Annotated in this window: 15 protein-coding genes and 1 tRNA gene; 12 read left to right on the top strand and 4 right to left on the bottom strand. The window is 70.7% G+C overall.

What is annotated here, in order from left to right:
* The first annotated feature begins 97 nt into the window (after positions 1–97).
* Both ACFT4A_RS21820 and ACFT4A_RS21815 read left to right on the top strand, forming a co-directional pair.
* Positions 98–760, top strand: a complete 663-nt coding sequence (locus ACFT4A_RS21820) for a DegT/DnrJ/EryC1/StrS family aminotransferase (protein ID WP_382832536.1) — start codon at positions 98–100, stop codon at positions 758–760.
* Positions 761–832: 72 nt separating this feature from the next.
* A tRNA-Thr gene (locus ACFT4A_RS21815) sits at positions 833–908 on the top strand.
* Positions 909–951: 43 nt separating this feature from the next.
* Here ACFT4A_RS21815 and ACFT4A_RS21810 read toward each other — a convergent pair.
* Complete coding sequence (locus tag ACFT4A_RS21810) at positions 952–3,705, bottom strand: SpoIIE family protein phosphatase (protein WP_382832530.1); 2,754 nt, start codon at positions 3,703–3,705, stop codon at positions 952–954.
* A 378-nt stretch (positions 3,706–4,083) separates the two neighbouring features.
* On the opposite strand from ACFT4A_RS21810, the gene ACFT4A_RS21805 reads away from it, so the two are divergent.
* From ACFT4A_RS21805 to ACFT4A_RS21760, 10 genes are all read left to right on the top strand, one after another.
* Positions 4,084–9,576: a HAMP domain-containing protein gene (locus ACFT4A_RS21805; protein WP_382832528.1), complete on the top strand. Its 5,493-nt coding sequence runs from the start codon at positions 4,084–4,086 to the stop codon at positions 9,574–9,576.
* Positions 9,577–9,883: 307 nt separating this feature from the next.
* On the top strand, positions 9,884–10,564 hold the full coding sequence (locus tag ACFT4A_RS21800; protein WP_189721890.1) for a two-component system response regulator: 681 nt from the start codon (positions 9,884–9,886) through the stop codon (positions 10,562–10,564).
* Between the two features lie 127 nt (positions 10,565–10,691).
* Positions 10,692–13,451 (top strand): DNA translocase FtsK, encoded by a 2,760-nt coding sequence (locus ACFT4A_RS21795; RefSeq protein WP_382832526.1) that lies wholly within the window; start codon positions 10,692–10,694, stop codon positions 13,449–13,451.
* 257 nt (positions 13,452–13,708) lie between these two features.
* Positions 13,709–14,557, top strand: a complete 849-nt coding sequence (locus ACFT4A_RS21790; protein WP_382832525.1) for a helix-turn-helix domain-containing protein — start codon at positions 13,709–13,711, stop codon at positions 14,555–14,557.
* A 93-nt stretch (positions 14,558–14,650) separates the two neighbouring features.
* Positions 14,651–16,129, top strand: a complete 1,479-nt coding sequence (gene rimO, locus ACFT4A_RS21785; RefSeq protein ID WP_382832524.1) for a 30S ribosomal protein S12 methylthiotransferase RimO — start codon at positions 14,651–14,653, stop codon at positions 16,127–16,129.
* Positions 16,126–16,974 (top strand): CDP-diacylglycerol--glycerol-3-phosphate 3-phosphatidyltransferase, encoded by an 849-nt coding sequence (pgsA, locus tag ACFT4A_RS21780; RefSeq protein WP_382832522.1) that lies wholly within the window; start codon positions 16,126–16,128, stop codon positions 16,972–16,974. Before rimO ends, pgsA begins: the two co-directional genes overlap by 4 nt.
* Positions 16,971–17,393 (top strand): CinA family protein, encoded by a 423-nt coding sequence (locus ACFT4A_RS21775; RefSeq protein WP_382832521.1) that lies wholly within the window; start codon positions 16,971–16,973, stop codon positions 17,391–17,393. Before pgsA ends, ACFT4A_RS21775 begins: the two co-directional genes overlap by 4 nt.
* A 109-nt stretch (positions 17,394–17,502) precedes the next feature.
* Positions 17,503–17,883 carry a helix-turn-helix domain-containing protein gene (locus ACFT4A_RS21770; RefSeq protein WP_003993396.1) on the top strand — a complete coding sequence of 127 codons (381 nt, stop codon included), beginning with the start codon at positions 17,503–17,505 and terminating at the stop codon, positions 17,881–17,883.
* 223 nt (positions 17,884–18,106) lie between these two features.
* Positions 18,107–18,577, top strand: a complete 471-nt coding sequence (locus ACFT4A_RS21765; RefSeq protein WP_382832519.1) for a Dps family protein — start codon at positions 18,107–18,109, stop codon at positions 18,575–18,577.
* Positions 18,578–18,715: 138 nt separating this feature from the next.
* The gene (locus tag ACFT4A_RS21760; protein ID WP_382832517.1) at positions 18,716–18,985 is read left to right on the top strand and encodes a hypothetical protein; all 270 of its coding nucleotides are present in this window, start codon (positions 18,716–18,718) and stop codon (positions 18,983–18,985) included.
* A 14-nt stretch (positions 18,986–18,999) separates the two neighbouring features.
* On the opposite strand, the gene ACFT4A_RS21755 is transcribed toward ACFT4A_RS21760, so the two are convergent.
* From ACFT4A_RS21755 to ACFT4A_RS21745, 3 genes are read right to left on the bottom strand one after another with little or no spacing between them, the layout of a single operon-like run.
* Entirely contained in the window at positions 19,000–19,764 is a 765-nt protein-coding gene (locus tag ACFT4A_RS21755) for an SDR family NAD(P)-dependent oxidoreductase (RefSeq protein WP_382832516.1), read from the bottom strand.
* Between the two features lie 32 nt (positions 19,765–19,796).
* Positions 19,797–20,627 carry an Fpg/Nei family DNA glycosylase gene (locus ACFT4A_RS21750; protein ID WP_382832514.1) on the bottom strand — a complete coding sequence of 277 codons (831 nt, stop codon included), beginning with the start codon at positions 20,625–20,627 and terminating at the stop codon, positions 19,797–19,799.
* 57 nt (positions 20,628–20,684) lie between these two features.
* Positions 20,685–25,610, bottom strand: coding sequence for an ATP-dependent helicase (locus ACFT4A_RS21745; RefSeq protein ID WP_382832512.1), 4,926 nt, complete (start codon positions 25,608–25,610; stop codon positions 20,685–20,687).
* Between the last annotated feature and the right edge of the window lie 84 nt (positions 25,611–25,694).

Below are 25,694 nucleotides of genomic sequence, written 5' to 3'. Positions count from 1 at the left end.
GTCCCGTAACTTTGGTTACGGGACCGGCCCTTTTTTGTTCCGCGTCACTTGAAGTTCACGTTGCGCGCTCAGCATCCAAAGCATGGGTACTGCTGCAATGCTCAGGGCCGCCGGAGTCGGACTCGGTGACGAGGTCGTCGTGCCGGCGTTCGGGAACGTCGAGGTCGCCGAGGCCGTAGCCATGGCCGGGGCGATGCCGGTGTTCGCCGACATAGATCCTGTCACCTACTGCCTCGACGCCGTCGCTGTGGAAGCGGCGGTAACTCCGCGCACCGCGGCCGTGGTTGTCGTGCACCGCTTCGGGCGGCTCGCCGACATCGCGCGGTTGCACACGTTGGGAGCGCGGCACGGACTGCTCGTGCTGGAACAGGGAGAGTCCGAGGCGCCGTACGACGAGATAGCTCAGCGCAGGGAGCGCGCGGGCTACCTCGACGCGAAGCTGAGGGGAGTGCGGACGCCGGACGACGGTGACGGGCACACCTACCAGCAGTACGTCGTGCGGGTTCCGGGCAACGGGCGACCGGACCGGGATGCCTTCGCGCGCGCTGTGCGGGCCAAGGGAGTTGAATGCCGGGTGCCGGTGAAGACCCCGGTGCATCGGCTGCCCGAATTCCGGCGGTGTGTTTCCCTCCCGGAGACGGAGCGAGCCGCTGACGAGACGCTGGCGCTGCCGGTTGACGCGGCGCTGACCAAGCGTGACATGCAGCGGATCGTGTCCGCCTGCAATGCCCTCGGAGGGCTGCTGCAGCCCGCCTTCTGACGTGGTTGGGAGCACGGGTCTGTTCGGGGTATGATCTATTCCGTTGCCGCGCGGGAAACCGCAACGCGACAGGCCCCTATAGCTCAGTCGGTAGAGCGTCTCCATGGTAAGGAGAAGGTCAGCGGTTCGATTCCGCTTGGGGGCTCCAGCAGAAAAGGCCCCACCCATACGGGTGGGGCCTTTCGCATGTCCTAGTCCTTGTGAAGGCCCGGGACGCGCATGGCCAGGATCGCCATGTCGTCGGACGGAGCGTCCGACGCGAAGCGTTCCACCGCGCGCATGATGCGGGCCGCGACCGCTCCGGCTGTCAGGCCCGTGCAGGTCGTGAGGACGTCGGCGAGGCCGTCGTCGCCCAGCATGCGGGCGCCTTCGCGGCGTTCGGTGACGCCGTCCGTGACGCACAGGAGGACGTCGCCCGGGTCGAGGGTGACCGTCTGCTCGTAGAGCTCCAGGTCCTCGATGACGCCGAGGAGCGGCTGGGGTTCGGCCGCGGGTTCGACCGAGCCGTCCTGGCGCAGGCGCAGCGGGAGAGGGTGGCCGGCGCAGACGACCTTCAGTTCCGCGCTGCCGTCCTCCTGGGGCCGCATCTCGCCGTAGAGGAGGGTGAGGAAGCGGCTGCGGGCGCCCTCGTCGAGGATTGCGGAGTTGAGGCGTTCCAGGACCGCCGGGCCGCTGAGGCCCTCGCGGGCCAGGAGACGCAGGGCGTGGCGGGCCAGGCCGGTGACGGCTGCGGCGTTCGGGCCCGTACCGCAGACGTCGCCGATGGCGAAGCCGTAGGCGCCGTCGCTGATGGGGAAGACGTCGTAGAAGTCGCCGCCGACCTCGTTGCCCTCGCCGGCGGCGCGGTAGATGACCTCGACCTCGACGCCCGCGATCACGGGGAGCTCCGGGGGCAGGAGGCTGCGCTGGAGGGCCTGGCTGATCGCCGTGCGCTCCGAGTAGAGGCGGGCGTTGTCGAGGGCCAGAGCGGCTCGGCGGGAGAGGTCCTCGGCGAGTTCCAGGATCTCCTGGCGGAAGTGCTCGTCGGTCGGCTTGCCGAGGGTCAGCATGCCGATGACGCGGTTACGGGCGACCAGGGGGAGAACGACCGTCTCGCCGCCCACGGCCGAGGCTGTGGCCAGGGTCGGCCCGATGCCGGGCGTGACCTGGCGGGTCGGGCCGCCGCTGAGGCCGAGGCTGCGCATGGAGCTGCGCAGGGCTGCCTGGTGGGCCACTTCGCCGGGGGCCGTCCAGACGCGGGCGCCGGGAGTGGGGACCGGGTCGGGCGGGGGGACCTTCGACAGCAGGGACTTGATGCCGTCGATGAGTTCCTCGTCCTCGTGCAGGACGTACGACAGGTACGGCTCCGAAGCCTGGTGGGCGATGGTGTAGACGGCACACCAGGTGGCGAGGGTGGGGACCGTCATCTGGGCCATCAAGGCCAGGGTCTGGTCGCGGTCCAGGGTGCCGGCGAGCAGGTCGGAGGCCTCGACCAGGAAGTTCAGGGAGCCGCGGCGCAGGCGTTCCAGTTCGCCGAGGCGGGCCGATTCGACGGCGAGTGCGATGCGGTCGGCGGCGAACTGGAGGCGCAGAGCCTCCTCGTTGGAGTATCTGGCGGGGGCTTCGGCGGCGACGCCGAGGGAGCCGGTGAGGCGGCCCTCGACCTTCAGCGGGACCGTGACGATCGAGCGCATGCCCGTGCCGTTCAGCAACGGCACCGCGCCGGGGACCGCCGTCAGGTCGTCGTGGACGGCCGGCATGCGGGCCGAACCGTAGCGGCCGGGGCCCGCCTCGACGGGGACGCGGGCGAAGCGCTGGCGTGCCGAGGGCAGGCCTGTGGAGGCGCGGACCTCCAGCTCCGTCTCGTCGTCGGTGGCCAGCAGGAGGAACGCCGAGTCGCCGTCGAGCATGTCGCGGGCGCGCTCCACTGTGCGCTGGAGGAGGCCGTCGAGGTCGTCCGGGGCGGGGTAGCCGATGAACACCTCGAAGGGGTCGGTGCCCTGGCCCTCGGAGGTGGCCGAGGTGTCGGAGGCGGGGACGCGCAGGGGCGTCTGCAGAACGGCCCTTTCGTGGTCCCTCACGAGGAGGCACACGGTTGACGGTTCGCCGCCGGTGTCGCGGACGCGCAGGTGGGAGGCGTAGACGGGGGTGACGCGGCCGGTGGCGGCGCGGATGCCGTAACTGCCCTCCCAGCGGGAGAGCTGGAGTGCCTCGGCGATGCCGGTGCTGGTGCCCGGGGTGTGCGGCCAGGCCGCGAGGTCGGTCAGGGGCTTGCCGGTGACCTGCTCGGCCGGGTAGCCGAAGAGCTCCTCGGCGTCCTCGCTCCAGGCGCTGATGTGGCCGGTGCGGTCGATCTGGATGACGGCCACGCGGACCCGGCCGTCGGCGAGGGGGAGGAGGTCGGCGGGGAGGGCCGGTCCGGCCGCTCGGGTGCCGACCGCGCGTGCGGGCAGGTCGAGTTGGAACCAGACGGTTTTGTGCGTGGGGGTGTACTCGACGCCCCAGCGGCCGGCGAGGGCCGCGCAGAGCTGGAGGCCGCGGCCGCCTTCGCGGTCGGGGCTGCCCATGTTGATGGCCGCGCCCTGGAGCGGGATCTCGCGCTCGGGATACCGGTCGGCCACCTCGATGCGCACGCCCTCGTCGCTGCGCAGGCACAGCAGGTCGGCGGAGGTGCCGGCGTGGACCACGGCGTTGGTCACCAGTTCGCTCGTGAGAACCACGGCGTCGTCGACGATGTCGGCGAAGCCCCAGCCCTGGAGGGTGTCGCGAACGAAGGAGCGGGCGCTCGCGACCGATCGCCCGACGGGCTCGAAACTGGCGGCCGCGCGCGCGGTGATCACAGAACTCCTTGACCGGTTCTCGACGTGCTGGGCTGCGTGACCGACCGGCTCGCGCCGCTGTTGCGGCAGGCTGCCCGTCGGCCGGGGGTCCGGGGGCTGTCCCCCCGGGATCAGTCCGGTGGTCATGTGTGCGGCCGCCCCTCCGATGCCCGCTCGTCTTCGTGCCACCGCCCAGGCCGGACGGACCGGCGCGGCTGGACAGCCGGATGCAAGGTTACTTACCTTCGCGGTCCATTCGGATGCCGGTCTGCAGTGTTTCCGTCCGGAGGGTGTGCGGACGATGTGCGAAGCTGCCGAACTGTTATGGCCTGGTTCGGCCGGGGTGAAACACTGGGCAAGCTTCTTGTGAAGGTCCGGGCAAACTGAGTGCCCAAGGCGTACGGCGGGCAGCAGCCCTCTGGCAAGAGCCTGATATGCAGGGCAGAGAATACGCAGTAGTAACTGGTACGCCGAGCGCGGTACCCGAGCACAGCAGTGACGGTCGACCCCTGCGGGAGGGACACAGTGGAGTCTGGCGCAGCGACGCGTGGCACGAAGACGCGCGCGAAAGGCGGACAGTCCCCGAGCAACCAGGGCAAACAGTCCCCGGGTAACCAGGGCAAAGCGCGTAATGGCACCACAGAGGTGGACACGGCAGCCCTGAACCGTCTGATGGCGGCCCTGGTGTCGATGCGGGACGGGAACTTCCGCAAGCGGCTCACGGTGTCCGGGGACGGCGTGATGGCCGAGATCGCGGCCGTCTTCAACGAAGTGGCCGACCGCAATCTGCATCTGACGGGCGAGCTGGCCCGGGTGCGGCGGATGGTGGGCCGTGAGGGCAAGCTCACCGAGCGGCTGGAGACCGGGGCCTGCGAGGGCTCGTGGTCGACGGCGATCGACAACTCGAACGCCCTGGTGGATGACTTGGTGCGGCCGGTTTCCGAGGTCAGCCGGGTGCTGTCCGCGGTTGCCGAGGGTGATCTGTCACCGCGGATGGAGTTGCGGACGCAGGCCCCGGACGGGAACGGGCATCCGCTGCGCGGAGAGTTCCTGAAGGTCGGGCGGACGGTCAACAACCTGGTCGACCAGCTGTCGACGTTCACCGACGAGGTCACGCGTGTGGCCAGTGAGGTGGGCACCGAGGGCAAGCTGGGCGGGCAGGCGCGCGTACGTGGCATGTCGGGTTCGTGGCGGGATCTCACGGACTCCGTCAACACGATGGCGTACCGGCTGACGGCCCAGGTGAGGGACATCGCGCTGGTGACGACGGCAGTCGCCAAGGGCGATCTGTCGCGGAAGGTCACTGTTCAGGTGGCCGGCGAGATGCTGGAGCTGAAGAACACCGTCAACACGATGGTGGACCAGCTGTCGGCGTTCTCCTCCGAGGTGACCCGGGTGGCCCGCGAAGTGGGCACGGAGGGCGCTCTGGGCGGGCAGGCGCAGGTGCCCGGGGTCGACGGTGTGTGGAAGGAACTCACCGATTCGGTGAACACCATGGCCGGGAACCTCACGGCCCAGGTGCGCGGCATCGCGGAGGTGACGACGGCGGTCGCCAACGGTGACCTGTCGCGGAAGGTGACCGTGCAGGCGCGGGGCGAGGTCGCGCAGCTCGCCGAGACGATCAACCAGATGACCGAGACGCTGCGGATCTTCGCGGACGAGGTCACGCGTGTGGCCAACGAGGTCGGGGCCGAGGGGCGGCTCGGTGGTCAGGCGAACGTGCCGGGTGCGGCGGGGACGTGGAAGGACCTCACCGATTCGGTGAACACGGTCTTCCGGAATCTGACCACTCAGGTGAGGGACATCGCCGCCGTGACGACGGCGGTGGCCAACGGTGACCTGTCGCAGAAGGTCACCGTGAATGTGGCCGGCGAGATGCTGGAGCTGAAGAACACCGTCAACACGATGGTCGACCAGCTGTCCGCCTTCGGTGCAGAAGTGACCCGTGTGGCACGTGAAATCGGTGTCGAGGGTGAGCTGGGCGGTCAGGCGCAGGTGCCGGGTGTGGCCGGGACGTGGAAGGACCTGACGGACTCCGTCAACACGGCGTTCCGGAACCTCACCGGACAGGTGCGGAACATCGCGCAGGTGACGACGGCGGTGGCCAACGGTGACCTCTCGCAGAAGGTCACGGTCGACGTCTCCGGCGAGATGCTCAAGATGAAGAACACCGTGAACACGATGGTGGACCAGCTGTCGAGCTTCGCCGACCAGGTGACCCGGATGGCCAGGGACGTGGGCACGGAGGGCCGTCTCGGCGGCCAGGCCCGGGTGGACGGTGTGTCGGGCACCTGGAAGGAACTCACCGACTCCGTCAACTCGATGGCCGGGAACCTCACCTCCCAGGTTCGCAACATCGCGCAGGTGACGACGGCCGTGGCCCGGGGCGACCTGTCCCAGAAGATCGACGTCGACGCGCGCGGGGAGATCCTCGAGCTGAAGAACACCATCAACACGATGGTCGACCAGCTCTCGGCCTTCGCCGACCAGGTGACCCGGGTCGCCCGTGAGGTGGGTACGGACGGCCGGCTGGGCGGTCAGGCGCAGGTGCCCGGGGTCGCCGGTGTGTGGCGTGACCTGACGGACTCCGTGAACGGCATGGCCGGCAACCTCACCGCCCAGGTGCGCAACATCGCCCAGGTCGCGACCGCGGTGGCCCGGGGTGATCTGTCGCAGAAGATCGACGTGGACGCGCGCGGGGAGATCCTGGAGCTGAAGAACACCCTCAACACGATGGTGGATCAGCTGTCGTCGTTCGCCCAGGAGGTCACGCGTGTGGCCCGTGAGGTGGGTACGGAGGGCATCCTGGGCGGCCAGGCCGAGGTACAGGGTGTCTCCGGCACCTGGAAGGACCTCACCCAGTCCGTGAACGGCATGGCGAACAACCTGACCATCCAGGTGCGCAACATCGCCGAGGTCACGACCGCGGTCGCCCGGGGCGATCTGTCGAAGAAGATCACCGTCGACGCCAAGGGCGAGATCCTCGAGCTCGTCACGACCGTCAACACGATGGTGGACCAGTTGTCCTCCTTCGCCGAGCAGGTGACCCGGGTGGCCCGTGAGGTGGGCACCGAGGGCATCCTGGGCGGACAGGCGCACGTGCCGGGTGTCACGGGCATCTGGAAGGACCTGAGCGACAACGTCAACCTGATGGCCAAGAACCTCACCACGCAGGTGCGGAACATCTCCCAGGTCTCGGCGGCGGTCGCCAACGGTGACCTGACACGCCAGGTCACCATCGAGGCGCGCGGTGAGGTCGCGCAGCTCGCCGACACCATCAACACGATGGTGAAGACGCTGAGTTCGTTCGCGGAGCAGGTCACCAAGGTGGCCCGTGAGGTGGGTACGGACGGCATCCTCGGCGGTCAGGCGCATGTGCCGGGTGTGGCCGGTACGTGGAAGGACCTCACCGAGTCCGTGAACGGCATGGCGTCCAACCTGACCGGCCAGGTGCGCAACATCGCCATGGTGACCACGGCCATCGCCAAGGGTGACCTGACGAAGAAGATCGACATCGACGCGCGCGGTGAGATCCTGGAGCTGAAGACGACCATCAACACGATGGTCGACCAGTTGTCCTCCTTCGCCGAGGAGGTCACCCGGGTCGCCCGCGAGGTGGGCACGGAAGGGCAGCTCGGCGGGCAGGCACGCGTGCGTGACGTCGACGGGACGTGGCGCGACCTGACCGAGTCCGTGAACGAGATGGCCGGGAACCTGACCCGGCAGGTGCGGGCCATCGCGCGCGTGGCGACCGCGGTGACCCGTGGCGATCTGAATCTGAAGATCGACGTGGACGCGTCCGGGGAGATCCAGGAGCTCCAGGACTACATCAACAAGATGATCGCCAACCTGCGTGACACCACGATCGCCAACAAGGAGCAGGACTGGCTCAAGGGCAACCTGGCCCGTATCTCCGCGCTGATGCAGGGCCGCCGCGACCTGGAGGACGTGGCCTCGCTGATCATGAGCGAGCTGACGCCGGTGGTGTCCGCGCAGCACGGCGCGTTCTTCCTGGCGATGCCGCTCGTCGACGGCGAGGACAAGAACGCCGCGGGCGACGACCAGTACGAGCTGCGCATGCTCGGCTCGTACGGCTACTCGATGGGCTCCATGCCGACATCGTTCCAGCCGGGTGAGGCGCTGGTAGGGACGGCCGCCGAGGAGAAGCGCACGATCCTGGTGGAGAACGCGCCCAGCGGCTATCTGAAGATCTCCTCGGGGCTCGGCGAGGCGCCGCCCGCGCAGGTGATCGTGCTGCCGGTCCTGTTCGAGGGCAGCGTGCTCGGGGTCATCGAGTTGGCCTCCTTCACTCCCTTTACGCAGATCCAGAAGGATTTCCTCAACCAGATCGCCGAGATGATCGCGACGAGCGTCAACACCATCTCCGTCAACACCAAGACCGAGCTGCTGCTGGCGCAGTCGCAGGAGCTGACCGAGCAACTGCGTGAGCGGTCGGCGGAGTTGGAGCAGCGGCAGAAGGCACTCCAGGCGTCCAACGCCGAACTGGAGGAGAAGGCCGAGCTGCTGGCCCAGCAGAACCGCGACATCGAGGTGAAGAACACCGAGATCGAGGAGGCGCGGCAGGTCCTGGAGGAGCGCGCCGAGCAGCTCGCCGTGTCGATGCGCTACAAGAGCGAGTTCCTGGCGAACATGTCGCACGAGCTGCGTACGCCGCTCAACTCGCTGCTGATCCTGGCCAAGCTGCTCGCCGACAACGCCGAGGGGAACCTCTCCCCGAAGCAGGTCGAGTTCGCCGAGACCATCCACGGGGCCGGTTCCGACCTGCTCCAGCTCATCAACGACATCCTCGACCTGTCGAAGGTCGAGGCGGGCAAGATGGACGTCTCCCCGACGCGTATCGCGCTCGTGCAGCTCGTGGACTACGTGGAGGCCACGTTCCGCCCGCTGACCGCGGAGAAGGGTCTGGACCTGTCCGTACGGGTGTCGCCGGAGCTGCCCGCCACGCTGCACACCGACGAGCAGCGGCTGCTGCAGGTGCTGCGCAACCTGCTGTCGAACGCGGTGAAGTTCACCGACTCGGGGTCGGTGGAGCTGGTCATCAGGCCGGCGCGGGACGACGTGCCGCAGCGGATCCGGGAGCAGCTGCTGGAGACCGGGTCGCTGACCGACCCGGAGGCCGAGCTGATCGCGTTCTCCGTGACGGACACCGGGATCGGCATCGCCTCCAGCAAGATGCGGGTGATCTTCGAGGCGTTCAAGCAGGCCGACGGCACGACCAGCCGCAAGTACGGCGGTACGGGCCTCGGGCTGTCCATCTCGCGGGAGATCGCCCAGCTGCTCGGCGGTGAGATTTACGCGCAGAGCGAGACGGGCCGCGGCTCGACGTTCACGCTGTACCTGCCGCTGCACCCCAGCGAACTGCCGCCGCAGGGCTACCAGCAGCAGCTGCCGGCCCTGGAGGCCGGTGACCTGGTGTCGTCGTCCGACCTGTCGGAGCTGTCCGAGGTGGAGGTCGACACTCCGGCGGAGGTGAAGTCGTACCGCGACACGCAGAACGGACCGGCGGCCCTGTTCCGGCGGCGCCGCAGGATGCCCGAGCTGGAGGCGCGCCCCGCGCCGCCGGAGCAGTGGACGCCCGCCGAGCAGCAGCCGGCGCCGAAGACGCAGCGCGGCATCCGGTTCGGCGGCCAGAAGGTCCTGATCGTCGACGACGACATCCGCAACGTCTTCGCCCTGACCAGCGTCCTGGAGCAGCACGGCCTGTCCGTGCTGTACGCCGAGAACGGCCGTGAAGGCATCGAGGTGCTGGAGCAGCACGACGATGTGGCGGTCGTCCTGATGGACATCATGATGCCCGAGATGGACGGGTACGCGACGACCACAGCGATCCGCAGGATGCCGCAGTTCGCCGGGCTGCCGATCATCGCGCTGACGGCGAAGGCCATGAAGGGCGACCGGGAGAAGGCGATCGAGTCGGGTGCCTCCGACTACGTCACGAAGCCGGTCGACCCCGATCACCTGCTCACGGTGATGGATCAGTGGATGCGAGGGGAATGAGGGGAACGTCGGGTCGATACGCAACCATGCCGGGAAGGTTCGGTGTTCACACGGAGTTGCCGACTCGATGTGCGCATAGTCGTGTAGAAGTACAAGATCTGGGGAACCTTCTGGTCTCCTGCTGCGTTTCCGCTACGTGCACAGTGACATCACGGTGACAGGGTGTGGCGACAGGCAGGGTGCGGCTACGATGACCGGCACAAGGACGGGCGACGTAAGGGAGTCGTCCCCTGGGGCGGCACCCACCGGTGCATCCTCAGGTCCTGCGGACAGGGGAGGCCCCACGCCGGGGCGAGGAGGGCGGGCCATGGTGCAGAAGGCCAAGATCCTCCTGGTCGATGACCGGCCGGAGAATCTGCTGGCGCTGGAGGCGATCCTCTCTGCGCTCGATCAGACGCTGGTGCGGGCATCGTCCGGGGAGGAAGCACTCAAAGCGCTGCTCACGGACGACTTCGCGGTCATTCTGCTGGACGTCCAGATGCCGGGCATGGACGGCTTCGAGACGGCGGCGCACATCAAGCGGCGTGAGCGGACCCGGGACATCCCGATCATCTTCCTCACGGCGATCAACCACGGCCCGCACCACACCTTCCGGGGGTACGCGGCGGGCGCGGTCGACTACATCTCCAAGCCGTTCGATCCGTGGGTGCTGCGCGCGAAGGTCTCCGTCTTCGTCGAGCTCTACATGAAGAACTGCCAGCTGCGTGAGCAGGCGTCGCTGCTGCGGCTCCAGTTGGAGGGCGGCGACAAGAGCGCGGGCGGCGAGGCCAAGGAGTCGGCCGGGCTGCTCGCGGAGCTCTCCGCACGGCTCGCGGCCGTCGAGGAGCAGGCCGAGGCGCTGACCAAGCAGCTGAACGACGAGTCGACGGACGCGGCCGCGGTGGCCACGGCGGCTCATCTGGAGCGCAAGCTCACGGGTTTGCGGCGGGCGCTGGACGCGCTGGAGCCGGGCACCGGGAGCACGTCTTCGGTGCCCTCGCAGAACTGACGTGCGGGCGGGCGTGGTTGCCCGTCCATGAATACGCGTCAGTTTCGCGCCTCTCCCGGAGCGACACGAACGGGTGAAGCCGTAGGCACACGTGTCCCCTGTCGTCTCCACCGGTAACCTCACACCCATGGCCTCACGTTCCTCCGCAGCCAAGAAGCCGCCCGCGAAGAAGGCGGCCGCTTCAGCGAAGGCTCCGGCGAAGAAGGCCGCTGCCAAAAAGGCTCCCGCGAAGAAGGCGCCCGCCAAGAAGGCCGCGGCGAAGAAGCCCGCGCCCAAACCGGCACCCAGCCCGACCGGAGGCATCTACCGGCTCGTGCGCGCGGTGTGGCTCGGTGTCGCGCATGCCGTCGGTGCCGTGTTCCGCGGCATAGGGCAGGGCGCCAAGAACCTCGACCCGGCGCACCGCAAGGACGGTGTGGCGCTGCTGCTGCTCGGCATCGCGCTGATCGTCGCCGCGGGCACCTGGGCCGATCTGAAGGGCCCCGTGGGCGATCTGGTCGAGATCCTGGTGACCGGAGCCTTCGGCCGGCTCGACCTGCTCGTGCCGATACTGCTCGCCGTCATCGCCGTGCGGTTCATCCGTCACCCGGAGAAGCCCGAGGCCAACGGACGCATCGTCATCGGCCTGTCCGCGCTCGTCATCGGCGTGCTCGGCCAGATCCACATCGCCTGCGGCTCGCCCGCGCGCGGCGCCGGCATGCAGGCCATAAGGGACGCCGGCGGGCTCATCGGCTGGGCCATGGCGACGCCGCTGTCGTACGCCATGGGCCATGTGCTCGCCGTACCGCTGCTCGTGCTGCTGACGGTCTTCGGGCTGCTCGTCGTCACGGCTACTCCCGTCAACGCCATTCCGCAGCGGCTGCGGCTGCTCGGGGTGCGGCTCGGGATCGTCCGCGACCCGGCCGAGGACGAGTTCGGCGAGGACGACGAGCGCTACGACGAGCAGTGGCGGGAGGCGCTGCCCGCCCGGCCGCGCGGCAGGCGCACGCCGGCGCCCGCGGAGTACGACCCCGACAGCGCCGAGCAGGAGGCCCTTTCCCGGCGCCGCGGCCGTCCCCGGCGGTCCGCCGTGCCGCAGCCCGACATGGACCGGCCCATGGACGCCGTGGATGTCGCCGCCGCGGCCGCCGCCGCGCTCGACGGTGCCGTCATGCACGGGATGCCGCCCTCGCCGATCGTCGCCGACCTCACCCAGGGCGTGCGGGTGGGGGACCGCGAGGCGACCACGCCGACGCCCGTCCCGGCCGCCCGCCCCCAGCAGGACAAGGCCAAGCCCAAGCAGGACAAGCTTCTCAAGCATGACGAGCCCGAGCGGGAGAAGCCGAAGGCGGGCGTCCGCGACCTCACGAAGGCCCCGCCCTCCGAGCCCCGCGACCTGCCCCCGCGCGCGGAGCAACTGCAGCTCTCCGGCGACATCACGTACTCCCTGCCGTCGCTCGACCTGCTGGAGCGCGGCGGCCCGGGCAAGGCCCGCAGCGCCGCCAACGACGCCATCGTCGAGTCGCTGACCACCGTCTTCACCGAGTTCAAGGTGGACGCGAGCGTCACCGGCTTCACCCGCGGGCCGACGGTCACGCGCTACGAGGTGGAGCTGGGCCCCGCCGTGAAGGTCGAGCGGATCACCGCGCTGACCAAGAACATCGCCTACGCCGTCGCCTCCCCGGACGTGCGGATCATCAGCCCGATCCCCGGCAAGTCCGCGGTCGGCATCGAGATCCCGAACACCGACCGGGAGATGGTCAACCTCGGTGACGTCCTGCGTCTGGCGGAGTCCGCGGAGGACGACGACCCGATGCTGGTCGCCTTCGGCAAGGACGTCGAGGGCGGCTTCGTCATGCACTCGCTGGCGAAGATGCCGCACATGCTGGTCGCCGGCGCCACCGGCTCCGGCAAGTCCTCCTGCATCAACTGCCTGATCACCTCGGTCATGATGCGGGCGACCCCCGAGGACGTCCGGATGATCCTCGTCGACCCCAAGCGGGTCGAGCTGACCGCATACGAGGGCATCCCGCACCTGATCACGCCGATCATCACCAACCCCAAGCGGGCCGCCGAGGCGCTCCAGTGGGTCGTACGCGAGATGGACCTGCGCTACGACGACCTGGCGGCCTACGGATACCGGCACATCGACGACTTCAACCGGGCCGTGCGCGCGGGCAAGGTCAAGCCCCCCGAGGGCAGCGAGCGGGAGCTGCAGCCGTACCCGTATCTGCTGGTCATCGTGGACGAGCTCGCCGACCTGATGATGGTCGCGCCGCGGGACGTCGAGGACGCGATCGTGCGCATCACCCAGCTCGCGCGCGCGGCCGGCATCCACCTGGTGCTCGCCACGCAGCGGCCGTCGGTCGACGTCGTCACCGGCCTGATCAAGGCCAACGTGCCCTCCCGGCTGGCCTTCGCCACCTCGTCGCTGGCCGACTCACGGGTCATCCTCGACCAGCCGGGCGCCGAGAAGCTCATCGGCAAGGGCGACGGACTGTTCCTGCCGATGGGGGCCAACAAGCCCACCCGTATGCAGGGCGCCTTCGTCACCGAGGAGGAGATCGCGGGCGTCGTCCAGCACTGCAAGGACCAGATGGCGCCCGTCTTCCGGGACGACGTCACCGTGGGCACCAAGCAGAAGAAGGAGATCGACGAGGACATCGGCGACGACCTCGACCTGCTGTGCCAGGCCGCCGAACTGGTCGTCTCCACGCAGTTCGGGTCGACGTCCATGCTCCAGCGCAAACTGCGCGTCGGCTTCGCCAAGGCCGGTCGGCTGATGGACCTCATGGAGTCCCGGAACATCGTCGGACCGAGCGAGGGTTCGAAGGCTCGTGACGTTCTTGTGAAGCCTGATGAGCTGGATGGCGTGCTCGCGCTGATCCGGGGGGAGTCTGAAGGGTAGGGAAGCGGTGGTCGCCTCGCGGGGCGGGTCCGCCGATCGGGTGTCCGGATCGTGACTCACCCGTTAGGGATCATTGAGCAACCGTTTCCCTCCGGCGTACGTCAAGTTGAGGGAGGCGAAAAGCACCGACCCCACCATCGGAATGTCGGGCCATTCCGATGGCGTACAAACTGACACCGCCCGGTTGCCCCACCCTTTCATACCCCCCCTAGACTGAACTTCCTGCACAGGCGGCTACACGCTCGAAAGGCGCCCCCGTGTCCATCGGCAACTCCCCTGAAGACGAGCGTCCGTTCGAAAACGAGCGCGTCGAAGACGACCGCGAGGAAGCCCGCCCCTCCATCGGCCGTGTCCTGCAGCAGGCGCGTATCGCCGCCGGACTGACCGTCGACGACATCAGCAGCGCCACCCGGGTCCGTATGAACATCGTGCACGCCATCGAGGCGGACGACTTCACCGCCTGCGGCGGGGACGTCTACGCCCGCGGGCACATCAGGACCCTGGCCAAGGCCGTCCACCTCGACCCGGCGCCGCTGCTCGCCCAGTACGGCGACGCGCACGGCGGACGTCCGGCACCGACCCCGGCAGCTCCCCTGTTCGAGGCGGAACGCATCCGTCCGGAGCGGCGGGGGCCCAACTGGACCGCGGCCATGGTCGCCGCGATCGTCGTCGTGATCGGCTTCGTCGGGTTCACCATGTTCCAGGGCGGCGACGACGGCGCCGACGAGGCCAATGTGGCCGAGGGCTCCACGCCCGGTGCGTCCGTCTCCCCGACCACCAAGTCCAAGAAGCCCGCCGAACCCAAGCCCGAACCCTCCGACAGCGCCATCGCGGCCGCGCCCCAGGACAAGGTGACGGTCCGGGTGGCCGCCGCCGACGGCCGCAGCTGGATCGCCGCCAAGGACCACAACGGCCGGATGATCTTCGACGGTGTCCTCAAGCAGGGCGATTCCAAGACCTTCCAGGACAGCTCGAAGGTGCACCTCGTCCTCGGGGACGCCGGCGCGATCGACCTCTTCGTCAACGGCAAGAAGATCGAGGACGACTTCCAGCCCGGCTCCGTGGAACGTCTCACGTACACGAAGGGCGACCCCGAGGCCGGGTGACCGCGCCCGAGGGGTGTCCGACGTACGGGGTTGGCCGGGATCGGCCAACCCCGTCGACGTGGGGTGTCAGTGGGACGAAGTACTCTTGAGCCCATGCCTGAACGCCGTACCGTCGCACTGGTCACCCTTGGCTGCGCCCGTAACGAGGTGGACTCCGAGGAGCTCGCAGGCCGTTTGGAGGCGGACGGCTGGCAGCTCGTGGAAGCCGCCGAGGACGCGGACGTCGCCGTCGTGAACACCTGTGGCTTCGTCGAGGCCGCCAAGAAGGACTCCGTCGACGCCCTCCTGGAGGCCAACGACCTCAAGGGGCACGGCAGAACCCAGGCCGTGGTGGCGGTGGGCTGCATGGCCGAGCGGTACGGCAAGGAACTCGCCTCGGCGCTCCCCGAGGCCGACGGCGTGCTCGGGTTCGACGACTACACGGACATCTCGGACCGGCTCCAGACCATCCTCAACGGCGGCATCCACGCCTCGCACACCCCGCGCGACCGGCGCAAGCTGCTGCCGATCAGCCCGGCGGAGCGGCAGGAGTCCGCAGCCGAGGTCGCGCTGCCCGGGCACGCCCCGGCCGACCTTCCGGAAGGCCTCGCTCCGGCCTCCGGTCCCCGCGCGCCCCTGCGCCGCCGTCTGGACGGCGCCCCGGTGGCCTCCGTGAAGCTCGCCTCCGGCTGCGACCGGCGCTGCTCCTTCTGCGCCATCCCCTCCTTCCGCGGCTCCTTCATCTCCCGCCGCCCGAGCGACGTGCTGAACGAGACGCGCTGGCTGGCCGAGCAGGGCGTGAAGGAGATCATGCTGGTCTCCGAGAACAACACCTCCTACGGCAAGGACCTGGGCGACATCCGCCTGCTGGAGTCGCTGCTGCCCGAGCTGGCCGAGGTCGACGGCATCGAGCGGGTCCGGGTGAGCTACCTGCAGCCCGCGGAGATGCGGCCCGGCCTGATCGACGTCCTGACGTCCACCCCGAAGGTCGCGCCCTACTTCGACCTCTCCTTCCAGCACTCCGCACCCGGTGTGCTGCGCGCGATGCGCCGCTTCGGCGACACCGACCGCTTCCTGGAGCTGCTCGACACCATCCGGAGCAAGGCGCCCGAGGCAGGTGTGCGCTCCAACTTCATCGTCGGCTTCCCCGGCGAGAGCGAGGCCGACCTCGCCGAACTGGAGCGGTTCCTCAACGGCGCGCGGCTGGACGCCATCGGCGTCTTCGGCTACTCCGACGAGGAGGGCACCGAGGCGGCGACCTACGAGAACAAGCTCGACGAGGACGTGGTCGCCGAGCGGCTGGCCCGGGTCTCGCGGCTGGCCGAGGAACTCGTCTCGCAGCGCGCCGAGGAGCGCGTCGGACAGACGGTGCACGTGCTCGTCGAGTCCGTCGACGAGGAGGGCGTGTACGGCCGCGCCACGCACCAGGCGCCCGAGACGGACGGCCAGGTGCAGCTCACGAGCGGCGCGGGGCTCCGCAGCGGTCGTATGGTCGAGGCGAAGGTGGTCGGTACGGAGGGTGTCGACCTGGTGGCCGAGCCCCTGCAGGGCTCGTTCGCGTCGCCTGCGTGGAGTGAGGAGGCGGGCAGATGACCGGTGTCCCGGCAGCCGCGGCGGGAGGCGCCTCCGGCGCGAGGAGGGCCGCGTCCGGCGCGGCCTCGGGGAAGGTGCCCGGGTCGGCGCTCGGCCGTACGGCCGCGCGGTCGGCCGAGGGCGGGACGTCCGGTACGGGACACGGTGCGGCTGGCGGCGGGGCCGTCGTCGGTGAGGGCTCGGACGGTGCCGGCGTCGACGCCCAGGGCGAGGAGAAGGGCGCGCGGGGCGGGAAGCTGACGGCGGCGGCCGTCAACCAGGCCAGTGTCTGGAACGTCGCCAACCTCCTGACCATGCTCCGGCTGGTCCTCGTCCCGGCCTTCGTGGCGCTGATGCTCGCGGACGGCGGATACGACCCGGCATGGCGGGCCCTCGCCTGGGCGGCCTTCGCCATCGCCATGATCACGGACATCTTCGACGGTCATCTGGCACGCACGTACAACCTGGTCACGGACTTCGGGAAGATCGCCGACCCCATCGCCGACAAAGCGATCATGGGGGCGGCGCTGATCTGTCTGTCCGCGCTCGGGGATCTGCCGTGGTGGGTGACCAGCGTCATCCTCGGGCGGGAACTCGGGGTCACCCTGCTGCGTTTCATCGTCATCCGGTACGGCGTCATCCCGGCCAGCCGCGGAGGCAAGCTCAAGACCCTCACCCAGGGCGTGGCCGTGGGCATGTACGTGCTGGCGCTGACGGGGTGGCTGGCCACCCTGAGGTGGTGGGTGATGGCCGCCGCGGTCGTGCTGACCGTGGTGACCGGGCTCGACTATGTGAAACAGGCCATTGTGCTGCGCAGGCAGGGAATCGCCGAGCGCAAGGCCGCGTTGGAGGAGAAGGAAGCGTGAGTTCCACGGCCACTGACGTGGTGCGATCACTCACGGTGAAGAGCGGGACGCTCGCCGTCGCGGAGTCGCCGACCGGTGGCCGCGTCGCGGCGGAGGTCACATCGGCTCCCATTGCGTCCCAGGGCTTCCGGGGCTCCGTGACCGCCTGTCCTACCGGCCTGACCACCGGTATCGCGGGTCCCGAGCCGCAGGGCGAACAGGCCGTCGGGACGGCCTTCGTCGCCGGGAACGGGCCCTCCGGGCTCGATTCCGGTTCTGCCTGCGGCGGAAAAGTGGAGGCTCTGCGGTTGAACGGCGACCGCGAGGAAATTCGTAGAGAGAGTGTACGGAGCGTACTCGCACTGCTCCTGGAGGGGCGTGCGGGCGAACAGACTGGGAATGAGCGGGCACAGGATACGGAACGGAACGGGGGGTTTTGATGTTTGCAGCCCTGAGTGAACACGACATCGCTCCCCGCACGGCCGCGGCGCAAGGCGGTACGGTGGGGCGTAATGGATGCGGCTACGCGGTCCGAGGAGGGAGCCACCGATGATTCTGCTCCGTCGCCTGCTGGGTGACGTGCTGCGTCGGCAGCGCCAGCGCCAGGGCCGTACTCTGCGCGAAGTCTCCTCGTCCGCCCGAGTCTCACTCGGCTATCTCTCCGAGGTGGAGCGGGGGCAGAAGGAGGCTTCCTCCGAGCTGCTCTCCGCCATCTGCGACGCGCTGGACGTACGGATGTCCGAGCTCATGCGGGAAGTGAGCGACGAGCTCGCCCTCGCCGAGCTGGCCCAGTCTGCTGCGGCCACCCCCAGCGAGCCTGTACCCACGCCGGTTCGTCCGATGCTGGGTTCCGTTTCGGTGACCGGTGTGCCACCGGAACGGGTGACCATCAAGGCGCCCGCCGAGGCGGTGGACGTCGTCGCCGCGTGAGCCTTCTCGCGTACGCGGCATGAGACGAACGGCGCCGACCAGGCGTTGAGAAGTGCTGAGGCCCCGGCCGGGCCTCTCCGGGAGATCCGGAGGGGTGCCCGTCCGGGGTTTTCGCTTGCGCGCGGCCAGTCCGGCGCTGGTGTCCGTTTCGTGTGCGTTTGCCGGTGTGGCGTGCGGCGGTCATCGTTGAGGGGATGGCGGGGGGCAGTCCACGGAGGTGCGGATGTACGTCGTGAAGAGCCCGTTGTCCGATGCGAGCCTGAAGACCGTGTCGGAGGCGCTGCAAGGCGCCCTGGTGGACCTGGTGGATCTCGCCCTCGTGGCGAAGCAGATCCACTGGAATGTGGTGGGACCACGCTTCCGCTCCGTGCATCTCCAGCTCGACGAGGTCGTCGACACCGCGCGGAAGTACTCCGACACCGTGGCGGAGCGTGCCGCGGCGCTCGGTGTCTCCCCTGACGGGCGTGCCGCGACGGTGGCCGTCGGCAGCGGAATCGGCGTGACCCCGGAAGGGTGGGTCGATGACACGACCGCCGTGAGGACGCTCGTCGAGGCGCTGGGCGCGGTGATCGCGCGCATGCGGGAGCGGGTCGAGACGACCGGCGAGCCGGACCCGGTGAGCCAGGACATCTTCATCGGGATCACCGCCGACCTGGAGAAGCATCACTGGATGTTCCAGGCCGAGAACGGGTGAGGTGACGGAACCCGGTGACGAGCCGGCCGGGCGCGATGCCGCCCGGCTTCGAGGGGTGCGCGGTGCGCCTGTGTGCCGTGGGTGCGCCCTGCCGGCGGGTCCGAGCGACCGAATAGCGTCGGGCTGGAGGTGGCGGCCATGGCGGGGATAGGGCGCTGGGGGGACTGGGGCTGGGGGGTCCGCGGGGCCGTGCTCGGGCTGGGGGTGCTGTGGTGGTGGGCCGTGCTCCGGCTGGCGGTCGTGCCCGGGGCCGGGGCGCTGGAGGCGGCGGTCGCGGCCGGGGGGTGGGGGCTGAGCGTGCTGCCGGTGCACTGTGTGCCGAAGGGGCGGGCGAGCGGGGTGGTCGGTTCGGGGCGGTGGCGCAGGGCATGGGGGATGCGGGGGGATCGCGGGACTCGCATGGGGTGAAAGCGGGGCTCGCGCTACCACGGCATCGCCACGCCCCCGTTCGGGCGGAGGATCTGGCCTGTGGTGAAGGCCGAGGCGTCGGATGCCAGGTGCAGGACCGCGTGCGCGATGTCCTCGGGCTCGCCCACCCGGCCCAGGGGTGACATGCGGGCCATGACGGACTCCGTGCGCGTCTGGGCCTCGCTGTCGTGGCGGTCGGTCATCGGCGTACGGATCCAGCCGGGGGCGACCGCGTTGACGCGGATGCCGTGCCGGCCGACCTCCGTCGCGAGGGTCTTCGTCAGCTGGACCACCGCCGCCTTCGCCGCGCCGTAGCAGAGCAGCCCGGGGCCGCCGGTGTCGACGGCGCCCGAGGCCATGGTGACGATGCTGCCCCGGGTGCCGGTGGCGATCATCAGTCGGGCCGCCTCCTGGCAGGCGTACAGCACTCCCTTGAAGTTCACGGCGAGCACCCGGTCGAGGTCCTCGTCCCGGGTCTCCAGCACGGGGCTGCTGTGCATGATGCCGGCGATCGCGGCCAGGGCGTCCAGACGTTCGCAGGAGGTGATGGCCTGCCTCAACTGGGAGCGGTCGGTGACGTCGAGGGGGTGCGGGTGGGCGGTGCCGCCGGTGTCCTTGATCAGGGTCGCCGTCTCGTGCAGGCCCTCGGTGTCGCGGTCCGCGCAGTGCACGGTCGCGCCCGCCTCGGCGAGCAGGAGGGCCGAGGCGCGGCCGATACCGCTCGCGGCCCCGGTGACAAACACGGTGCGTCCGGTGAGGTCGTACGCCGTGACGGACATGTAGGGACCGTACGAGCGGAACTGACGGGTCGTCAATTGTCTGGGTCGGGCCGGATGCGTCTGGACCGGGCCGGGGCGGGGCCCGGCTGGCAGGTGGGGCACCAGTAGGTGGGGCGTTCGCGGGAGCCGTCGCCCTGGTCGGCGACCCGGACGGAGGTGCGGCAGCGCAGGCAGGGGCGGGGAGCCCGGCCGTAGACGAAGAGGTCCTGGCCGCGGCGGCCCGTCGTGCTGCGGACCGGGCGGTCGCGGTTGGTCTCCAGCAGTCTCTTGGCCAGCGCGGGCAGCTTCGCGGCGCGTTCCGGGGGCAGATCGCCCACGGGGAGCCAAGGGGTGACGCCGAGCAGGAAGCAGAGCTCGCTCTTGTAGACATTGCCGATGCCGGCGAGGTTGCGCTGGTCGAGCAGGGCCTCGCCGAGGGGGCGAGTGGGGTCCTGGAAGAGGTTGGCGAGGGCGCGGTCGGGGTCCCAGTCCGGGCCCAGGAGGTCCGGGCCGAGGTGGCCCACCGCGCGGTGCTCGTCGGTGGTGCGCAGCAGTTCCAGGACGGGGAGGCGGTAGCCGACGGCCGTGCTGTCGGCGTTCGCGAGGATCGCGCGGATCTGGTGGCCGGGGCCGCCGCTCCAGCGCCGGCCGTTCGCGTAGACCTTCCAGGCGCCGTCCATCCGCAGATGGGAGTGGAGCGTCAGGCCGCCCTCCACACGGGTCAGGAGGTGCTTGCCGCGTGGGGTGACGTCGAGGACCGCACGGCCCGTGAGGTCGGCCGTGGCGAACCGGGGCACCCGCAGGTCGCTGCGGGTCAGCACCTTGCCCGCGAGGGCGCCGTGCAGCCGCTTCGCGGTCTGCCAGACCGTGTCGCCTTCGGGCATGGGTCAAGGGTGGCACGGGGCGTTCGCGGGTGCGCCGGGAGTGTGGGAGCGGTGGGGTCAGGCGCGGAGGCGGAGTCCGCGGGGGGTCGCGATGAAGCCCGCTCCTTCCAGGAGGGTGCCGATGGGGGAGGTCAGGGCCTGGGTGCCGTTGACCCGCTCCACGGTGACCGTGCCGAGGGAGCCCGCGCGGGCGGCTGCGGCGAGTGCCTCCGCCGCGGTGCGCAGGCGGGGGTCGTCGGTGGGGGCGCCGTCCGGGTCGGCGGCCCAGGCGAGCAGGGTCTTGCCGCCGCGCTCCATGTAGAGCGTCAGCTCGCCCTCGACGAGCACCACCAGGGAGCCCGCCTTGCGGCCCGGCTTGTGCCCGGCGCCGGTCGGGGGCTCGGGCCAGGGCAGGGCGGCGCCGTACGCGTTCGCCGGATCGGCGGCGGCGAGGACGACGGCCCTGGACACGGGGTCCGGGCGGGTACGGCGGCCCGGGAACCCTGTGTCGTACGCCGCGCGTCCGCCGTTCTGCCAGGGCGGGGCGGCCTGCGGGGGGTAGTCGCGAGGCGAGACGTAGTCGCCCGGGGACGGCCGGGGTGCCGTGGCGTCGTAGGCGGGGCCGAAGTCGGGGAAGCCGTCGGAGCCGGGGGTGTCGGTGTGGCCGTTGGAGCCGGGCGCGTCGTCCGGCTCGGCGAAGTCATGGGCCGGGAACGGATCGAGGTCGGGGCCCGGAGGAGGGCCGGGCAGGTCCTCGCCCCGGTCGCGGGCGTTGGACACCGCGCGCAGGCGGTCCACGGCACCGTCCATCGCGAACTGAGCCGCGCCGAGCCCCTCCACCACATAGCCGCGGCGGGCCTGGCCGCTCTCCTCGAAGACGGACAGGACGCGGTACGTCGCCGAGAACCCGCCCTCGACGCCCTCCGCCGAGACCGCGCCCCTGGTCACCACGCCGTGCCGGTCGAGCAGGGTGCGGGCGAGGGCGTGGGCGCGCACCGTGGGGTCCGGCTCGTGGGACGGGAGCAGGGACCAGCGGCCGGCGACGGTCGGCGGACCGGAGCGGGACACGGCGGGACGGGCCGCGGCCGTCAGGGAGCCGTACCGGCCGCGCGGGACCGCGCGCTTGGCGCGGTGGGCCGTGGAGCCGGCCGTACGGCCCGAGCCGAGCAGGGAGCGCATGGGGGTGAGCGTGTCGTTCGTCAGGCGGCCGGACCAGGCCAGGTCCCAGAGCACGTCGGCCAGCTGGGGATCGGTGGCGTCGGGGTGTGTGGTGGCGCGGACCTGGTCGGCGATCTGGCGGAAGAACAGGCCGTAGCCGCCGGAGAGGGTGTCCAGGACGGACTGGTGGAGGGCGGTCAGCTCCAAGGGGTGCGGGGGCGGCAGGAGCAGGGGGGCCGCGTCCGCCAGGTAGAGGGAGACCCAGCCGTCCTTGCCGGGGAGCGAGCCGGCCCCGGCCCACACCACTTCGCCCGCGGCGGTGAGCTCGTCCAGCATCCCCGGGCTGTAGTTCGCGACCCGGGAGGGCAGGACGAGCTTCTCCAGGGCGGAGGCCGGCACGGACGCGCCCTGCACCTGCTCGATGGCGCGCACCAGCCCGTCGATGCCGCGCAGGGAGTGGCTCTTGCCGATGTGCTGCCACTGCGGGAGGAACTGGGCGAGCGCGGCGGGCGCCACCGGCTCCAGCTCGTGCCGCAGGGCGGCCAGGGAGCGGCGGCGCAGCCGGCGCAGCACGGCCGCCTCGCACCACTCCTGGCCGATCCCGGCCGGGTGGAACTCGCCCTGGACGATCCGGCCCGCAGCGGCGAGCCGCTGGAGGGCGCCCTCGGTGACGGCCACACCCAGGCCGAAACGGGCCGCCGCCGTGGTCGAGGTGAACGGGCCGTGGGTGCGGGCATAGCGTGCGAGGAGGTCGCCGAGCGGGTCCTTGACGGGCTCCGTGAACGCTTCCGGGACACCGACCGGCAGGGCCGTCCCCAGCGCGTCGCGCAGCCGGCCCGCGTCCTCGATCGCCGCCCAGTGGTCTCCGCCCGCGATCCGGACCCGGATGGCACGGCGGGCACCGGCCAGCTCCTGAGCCCACTGGGGTTCGGCGCCCCGCTCGGCCAGTTCCGCGTCCGTGAGCGGGCCGAGGAGGCGGAGGAGGTCAGCGACTCCTTCGGCGTCCTTGACGCGGCGGTCCTCGGTGAGCCACTGCAGCTCGCGCTCCAGTTCGGTCAGCACCTCCGCGTCGAGCAGCTCGCGCAGCTCCGCCTGGCCCAGCAGCTCGGCCAGCAGCCGCGAGTCCAGCGACAGGGCGGCGGCGCGGCGCTCGGCGAGCGGGGAGTCGCCCTCGTACAGGAACTGGGCCACGTAGCCGAAGAGGAGGGAACGCGCGAAGGGCGAAGGTTCGGCGGTGGTGACCTCGACGAGGTGCACCTTGCGGGACTCCAGGTCGCTCATCAGTTCGACGAGTCCGGGAACGTCGAAGACGTCCTGGAGGCACTCGCGGACCGCCTCCAGGACGATCGGGAACGAGCCGAACTCGCTCGCCACCTGCAGCAGCTGGGAGGCGCGCTGCCGCTGCTGCCACAGGGGTGTGCGCTTGCCGGGGTTGCGGCGCGGCAGGAGCAGCGCGCGGGCCGCGCACTCGCGGAAGCGGGACGCGAACAGGGCCGAGCTGCCCACCTGGTCGGTGACGACCTGGTCGACCTCGCCCTTGTCGAAGACCACGTCGGCGGCGCCCACGGGGGCTTGATCGGCGTCGTACTCCCGGCCCATCTTGACCGGCTCTTGGTCCAGCAGGTCCAGGCTCATCAGGTCGGCGTCCGGCAGGCGCAGCACGATGCCGTCGTCGGCGTGCATGACCTGCGCGTCCATGCCGTACCGCTCGGAGAGCTTGGCGCCGAGCGCGAGTGCCCATGGGGCGTGCACCTGGGCGCCGAAGGGGGAGTGCACGACCACCCGCCAGTCGCCGAGCTCGTCGCGGAAGCGCTCCACGACGATCGTCCGGTCGTCCGGGACATGGCCGCAGGCCTCGCGCTGCTCCTCCAGGTACGAGAGCACGTTGTCCGCCGCCCAGGCGTCCAGGCCCGCGGCGACGAGGCGGAGGCGGGCGTCGTCCTTGGGCAGGGAACCGACCTCGCGCAGGAACGTGCCCAGCGCCCGGCCCAGTTCGAGCGGGCGGCCCAGCTGGTCGCCCTTCCAGAAGGGCAGCCGGCCCGGTACGCCCGGGGCGGGGGAGACCAGGACGCGGTCGCGGGTGATGTCCTCGATGCGCCAGGAACTCGTGCCGAGCGTGAAGACGTCGCCGACCCGGGACTCGTAGACCATCTCCTCGTCGAGCTCGCCGACCCGGCCGCCGCCCTTCTTGGGATCGGCGCCCGCGAGGAAGACACCGAAGAGGCCGCGGTCGGGGATCGTGCCGCCGGAGGTGACGGCGAGGCGCTGGGCGCCGGGGCGGCCGGTGATCTCGCCGGTGACGCGGTCCCACACCACGCGCGGGCGCAGCTCGGCGAAGGCGTCGGACGGATAGCGGCCCGCGAGCATGTCGAGCACCGCCGTGAAGGCGGACTCGGGCAGTGAGGCGAAGGGGGCGGCCCGGCGGACGGCTGCCAGCAGGTCGTCGAACTGCCAGGTGTCCAGGGCCGTCATGGCGACGACCTGCTGGGCCAGGACGTCCAGGGGGTTGGCGGGGACCCTGAGGGACTCGATGGCGCCGGTGCGCATGCGCTCGGTGACCACCGCCGCCTGGACCAGGTCGCCTCGGTACTTGGGGAAGACGACGCCGGTGGAGACCGCGCCCACCTGGTGGCCCGCGCGGCCCACGCGCTGGAGGCCGGAGGCGACCGAGGGCGGGGACTCGACCTGGACGACCAGGTCCACCGCGCCCATGTCGATGCCCAGCTCCAGGCTGGACGTGGCGACCACCGCGGGCAGCCGGCCCGCCTTGAGGTCCTCCTCGACCAGAGCGCGCTGTTCCTTGGAGACCGAGCCGTGGTGGGCGCGGGCGATGACCTGCGGTGCGCCCTGGGCGGCCCCCGAGCCGCCCATCAGCTCGGCGGGGGAGTGGTGCTCGTCGAGAGGCTCGCCCGTGGCCCGCTCGTACGCGATCTCGTTCAGGCGGTTGCACAGGCGCTCCGCGAGGCGGCGGGAGTTCGCGAAGACGATCGTGGAGCGGTGGGACTGGACGAGGTCGGCGATCCGCTCCTCGACATGCGGCCAGATCGACGGACGCTCGGCGCCCTCCGAACCGTCCGCCACCGGGGAGCCGCCCAGCTCGCCCAGGTCCTCGACCGGGACGACCACGGACAGGTCGAACTCCTTGCCCGACTCCGGCTGGACGATCTCCACCTTGCGCTGCGGCGAGAGGAAGCGGGCCACCTCGTCGACCGGGCGGACCGTCGCGGAGAGGCCGATGCGGCGGGCCGGCTTCGGCAGGAGGTCGTCCAGCCGCTCCAGGGAGAGCGCCAGGTGCGCGCCGCGCTTGGTGCCGGCGACCGCGTGCACCTCGTCGAGGATCACCGTCTCGATGCCGGTCAGCGCGTCGCGCGTGGCCGAGGTCAGCATCAGGAACAGCGACTCGGGGGTCGTGATCAGGATGTCCGGCGGGCGGGTGGCCAGGGAGCGGCGCTCGGCGGGCGGGGTGTCGCCCGAGCGGATGCCCACCTTGACCTCGGGCTCGGGCAGGCCCATCCGCACGGATTCCTGGCGGATGCCGGTCAGGGGGCTGCGGAGATTGCGCTCGACGTCCACGGCCAGGGCCTTGAGGGGCGAGACGTACAGGACCCGGCAGCGCTTCTTGGGATCGGCGGGGGGAGGGGCCGAGGCGAGCTGGTCCAGGGCGGCCAGGAAGGCGGCCAGGGTCTTGCCGGAACCGGTGGGGGCGACGACCAGCACGTCCGAGCCCTCGTGGATGGCCTGCCACGCGCCGGCCTGGGCGGTGGTGGGCGTGGGGAAGGCACCCGTGAACCAGGCGCGGGTCGCGGGGGAGAAGCCGTCCAGGGCTCGGTGCGCATTGCTGGGCATGCGTCCATCGTGCACCTCGGCACTGACAACGGGGCCCTGCGGCGGTCTGACCTGGGGCCTCGGCGTTGCGGGTGCCGGGACGGG

This window comes from Streptomyces sp. NPDC057099 (genome assembly GCF_042671245.1).
GTDB lineage: Bacteria > Actinomycetota > Actinomycetes > Streptomycetales > Streptomycetaceae > Streptomyces > Streptomyces purpurascens.
The sequence above is the reverse complement of the archived record's forward strand: the minus strand, read 5'-3'. Positions and strand labels throughout refer to the sequence as shown.

What these genes read in the sequence shown, in the direction of transcription:
- ACFT4A_RS21745 (WP_382832512.1), bottom strand. Translation starts at nt 25,610, where the DNA reads ATGCCCAGCAATGCGCACCGAGCCCTGGACGGCTTCTCCCCCGCGACC.
- ACFT4A_RS21810 (WP_382832530.1), bottom strand. Translation starts at nt 3,705, where the DNA reads ATGACCACCGGACTGATCCCGGGGGGACAGCCCCCGGACCCCCGGCCG.
- ACFT4A_RS21770 (WP_003993396.1), top strand. Translation starts at nt 17,503, where the DNA reads ATGATTCTGCTCCGTCGCCTGCTGGGTGACGTGCTGCGTCGGCAGCGC.
- ACFT4A_RS21820 (WP_382832536.1), top strand. Translation starts at nt 98, where the DNA reads ATGCTCAGGGCCGCCGGAGTCGGACTCGGTGACGAGGTCGTCGTGCCG.
- ACFT4A_RS21760 (WP_382832517.1), top strand. Translation starts at nt 18,716, where the DNA reads ATGGCGGGGATAGGGCGCTGGGGGGACTGGGGCTGGGGGGTCCGCGGG.
- ACFT4A_RS21750 (WP_382832514.1), bottom strand. Translation starts at nt 20,627, where the DNA reads ATGCCCGAAGGCGACACGGTCTGGCAGACCGCGAAGCGGCTGCACGGC.
- rimO (WP_382832524.1), top strand. Translation starts at nt 14,651, where the DNA reads ATGCCTGAACGCCGTACCGTCGCACTGGTCACCCTTGGCTGCGCCCGT.
- ACFT4A_RS21765 (WP_382832519.1), top strand. Translation starts at nt 18,107, where the DNA reads ATGTACGTCGTGAAGAGCCCGTTGTCCGATGCGAGCCTGAAGACCGTG.
- pgsA (WP_382832522.1), top strand. Translation starts at nt 16,126, where the DNA reads ATGACCGGTGTCCCGGCAGCCGCGGCGGGAGGCGCCTCCGGCGCGAGG.
- ACFT4A_RS21800 (WP_189721890.1), top strand. Translation starts at nt 9,884, where the DNA reads ATGGTGCAGAAGGCCAAGATCCTCCTGGTCGATGACCGGCCGGAGAAT.
- ACFT4A_RS21795 (WP_382832526.1), top strand. Translation starts at nt 10,692, where the DNA reads ATGGCCTCACGTTCCTCCGCAGCCAAGAAGCCGCCCGCGAAGAAGGCG.
- ACFT4A_RS21755 (WP_382832516.1), bottom strand. Translation starts at nt 19,764, where the DNA reads ATGTCCGTCACGGCGTACGACCTCACCGGACGCACCGTGTTTGTCACC.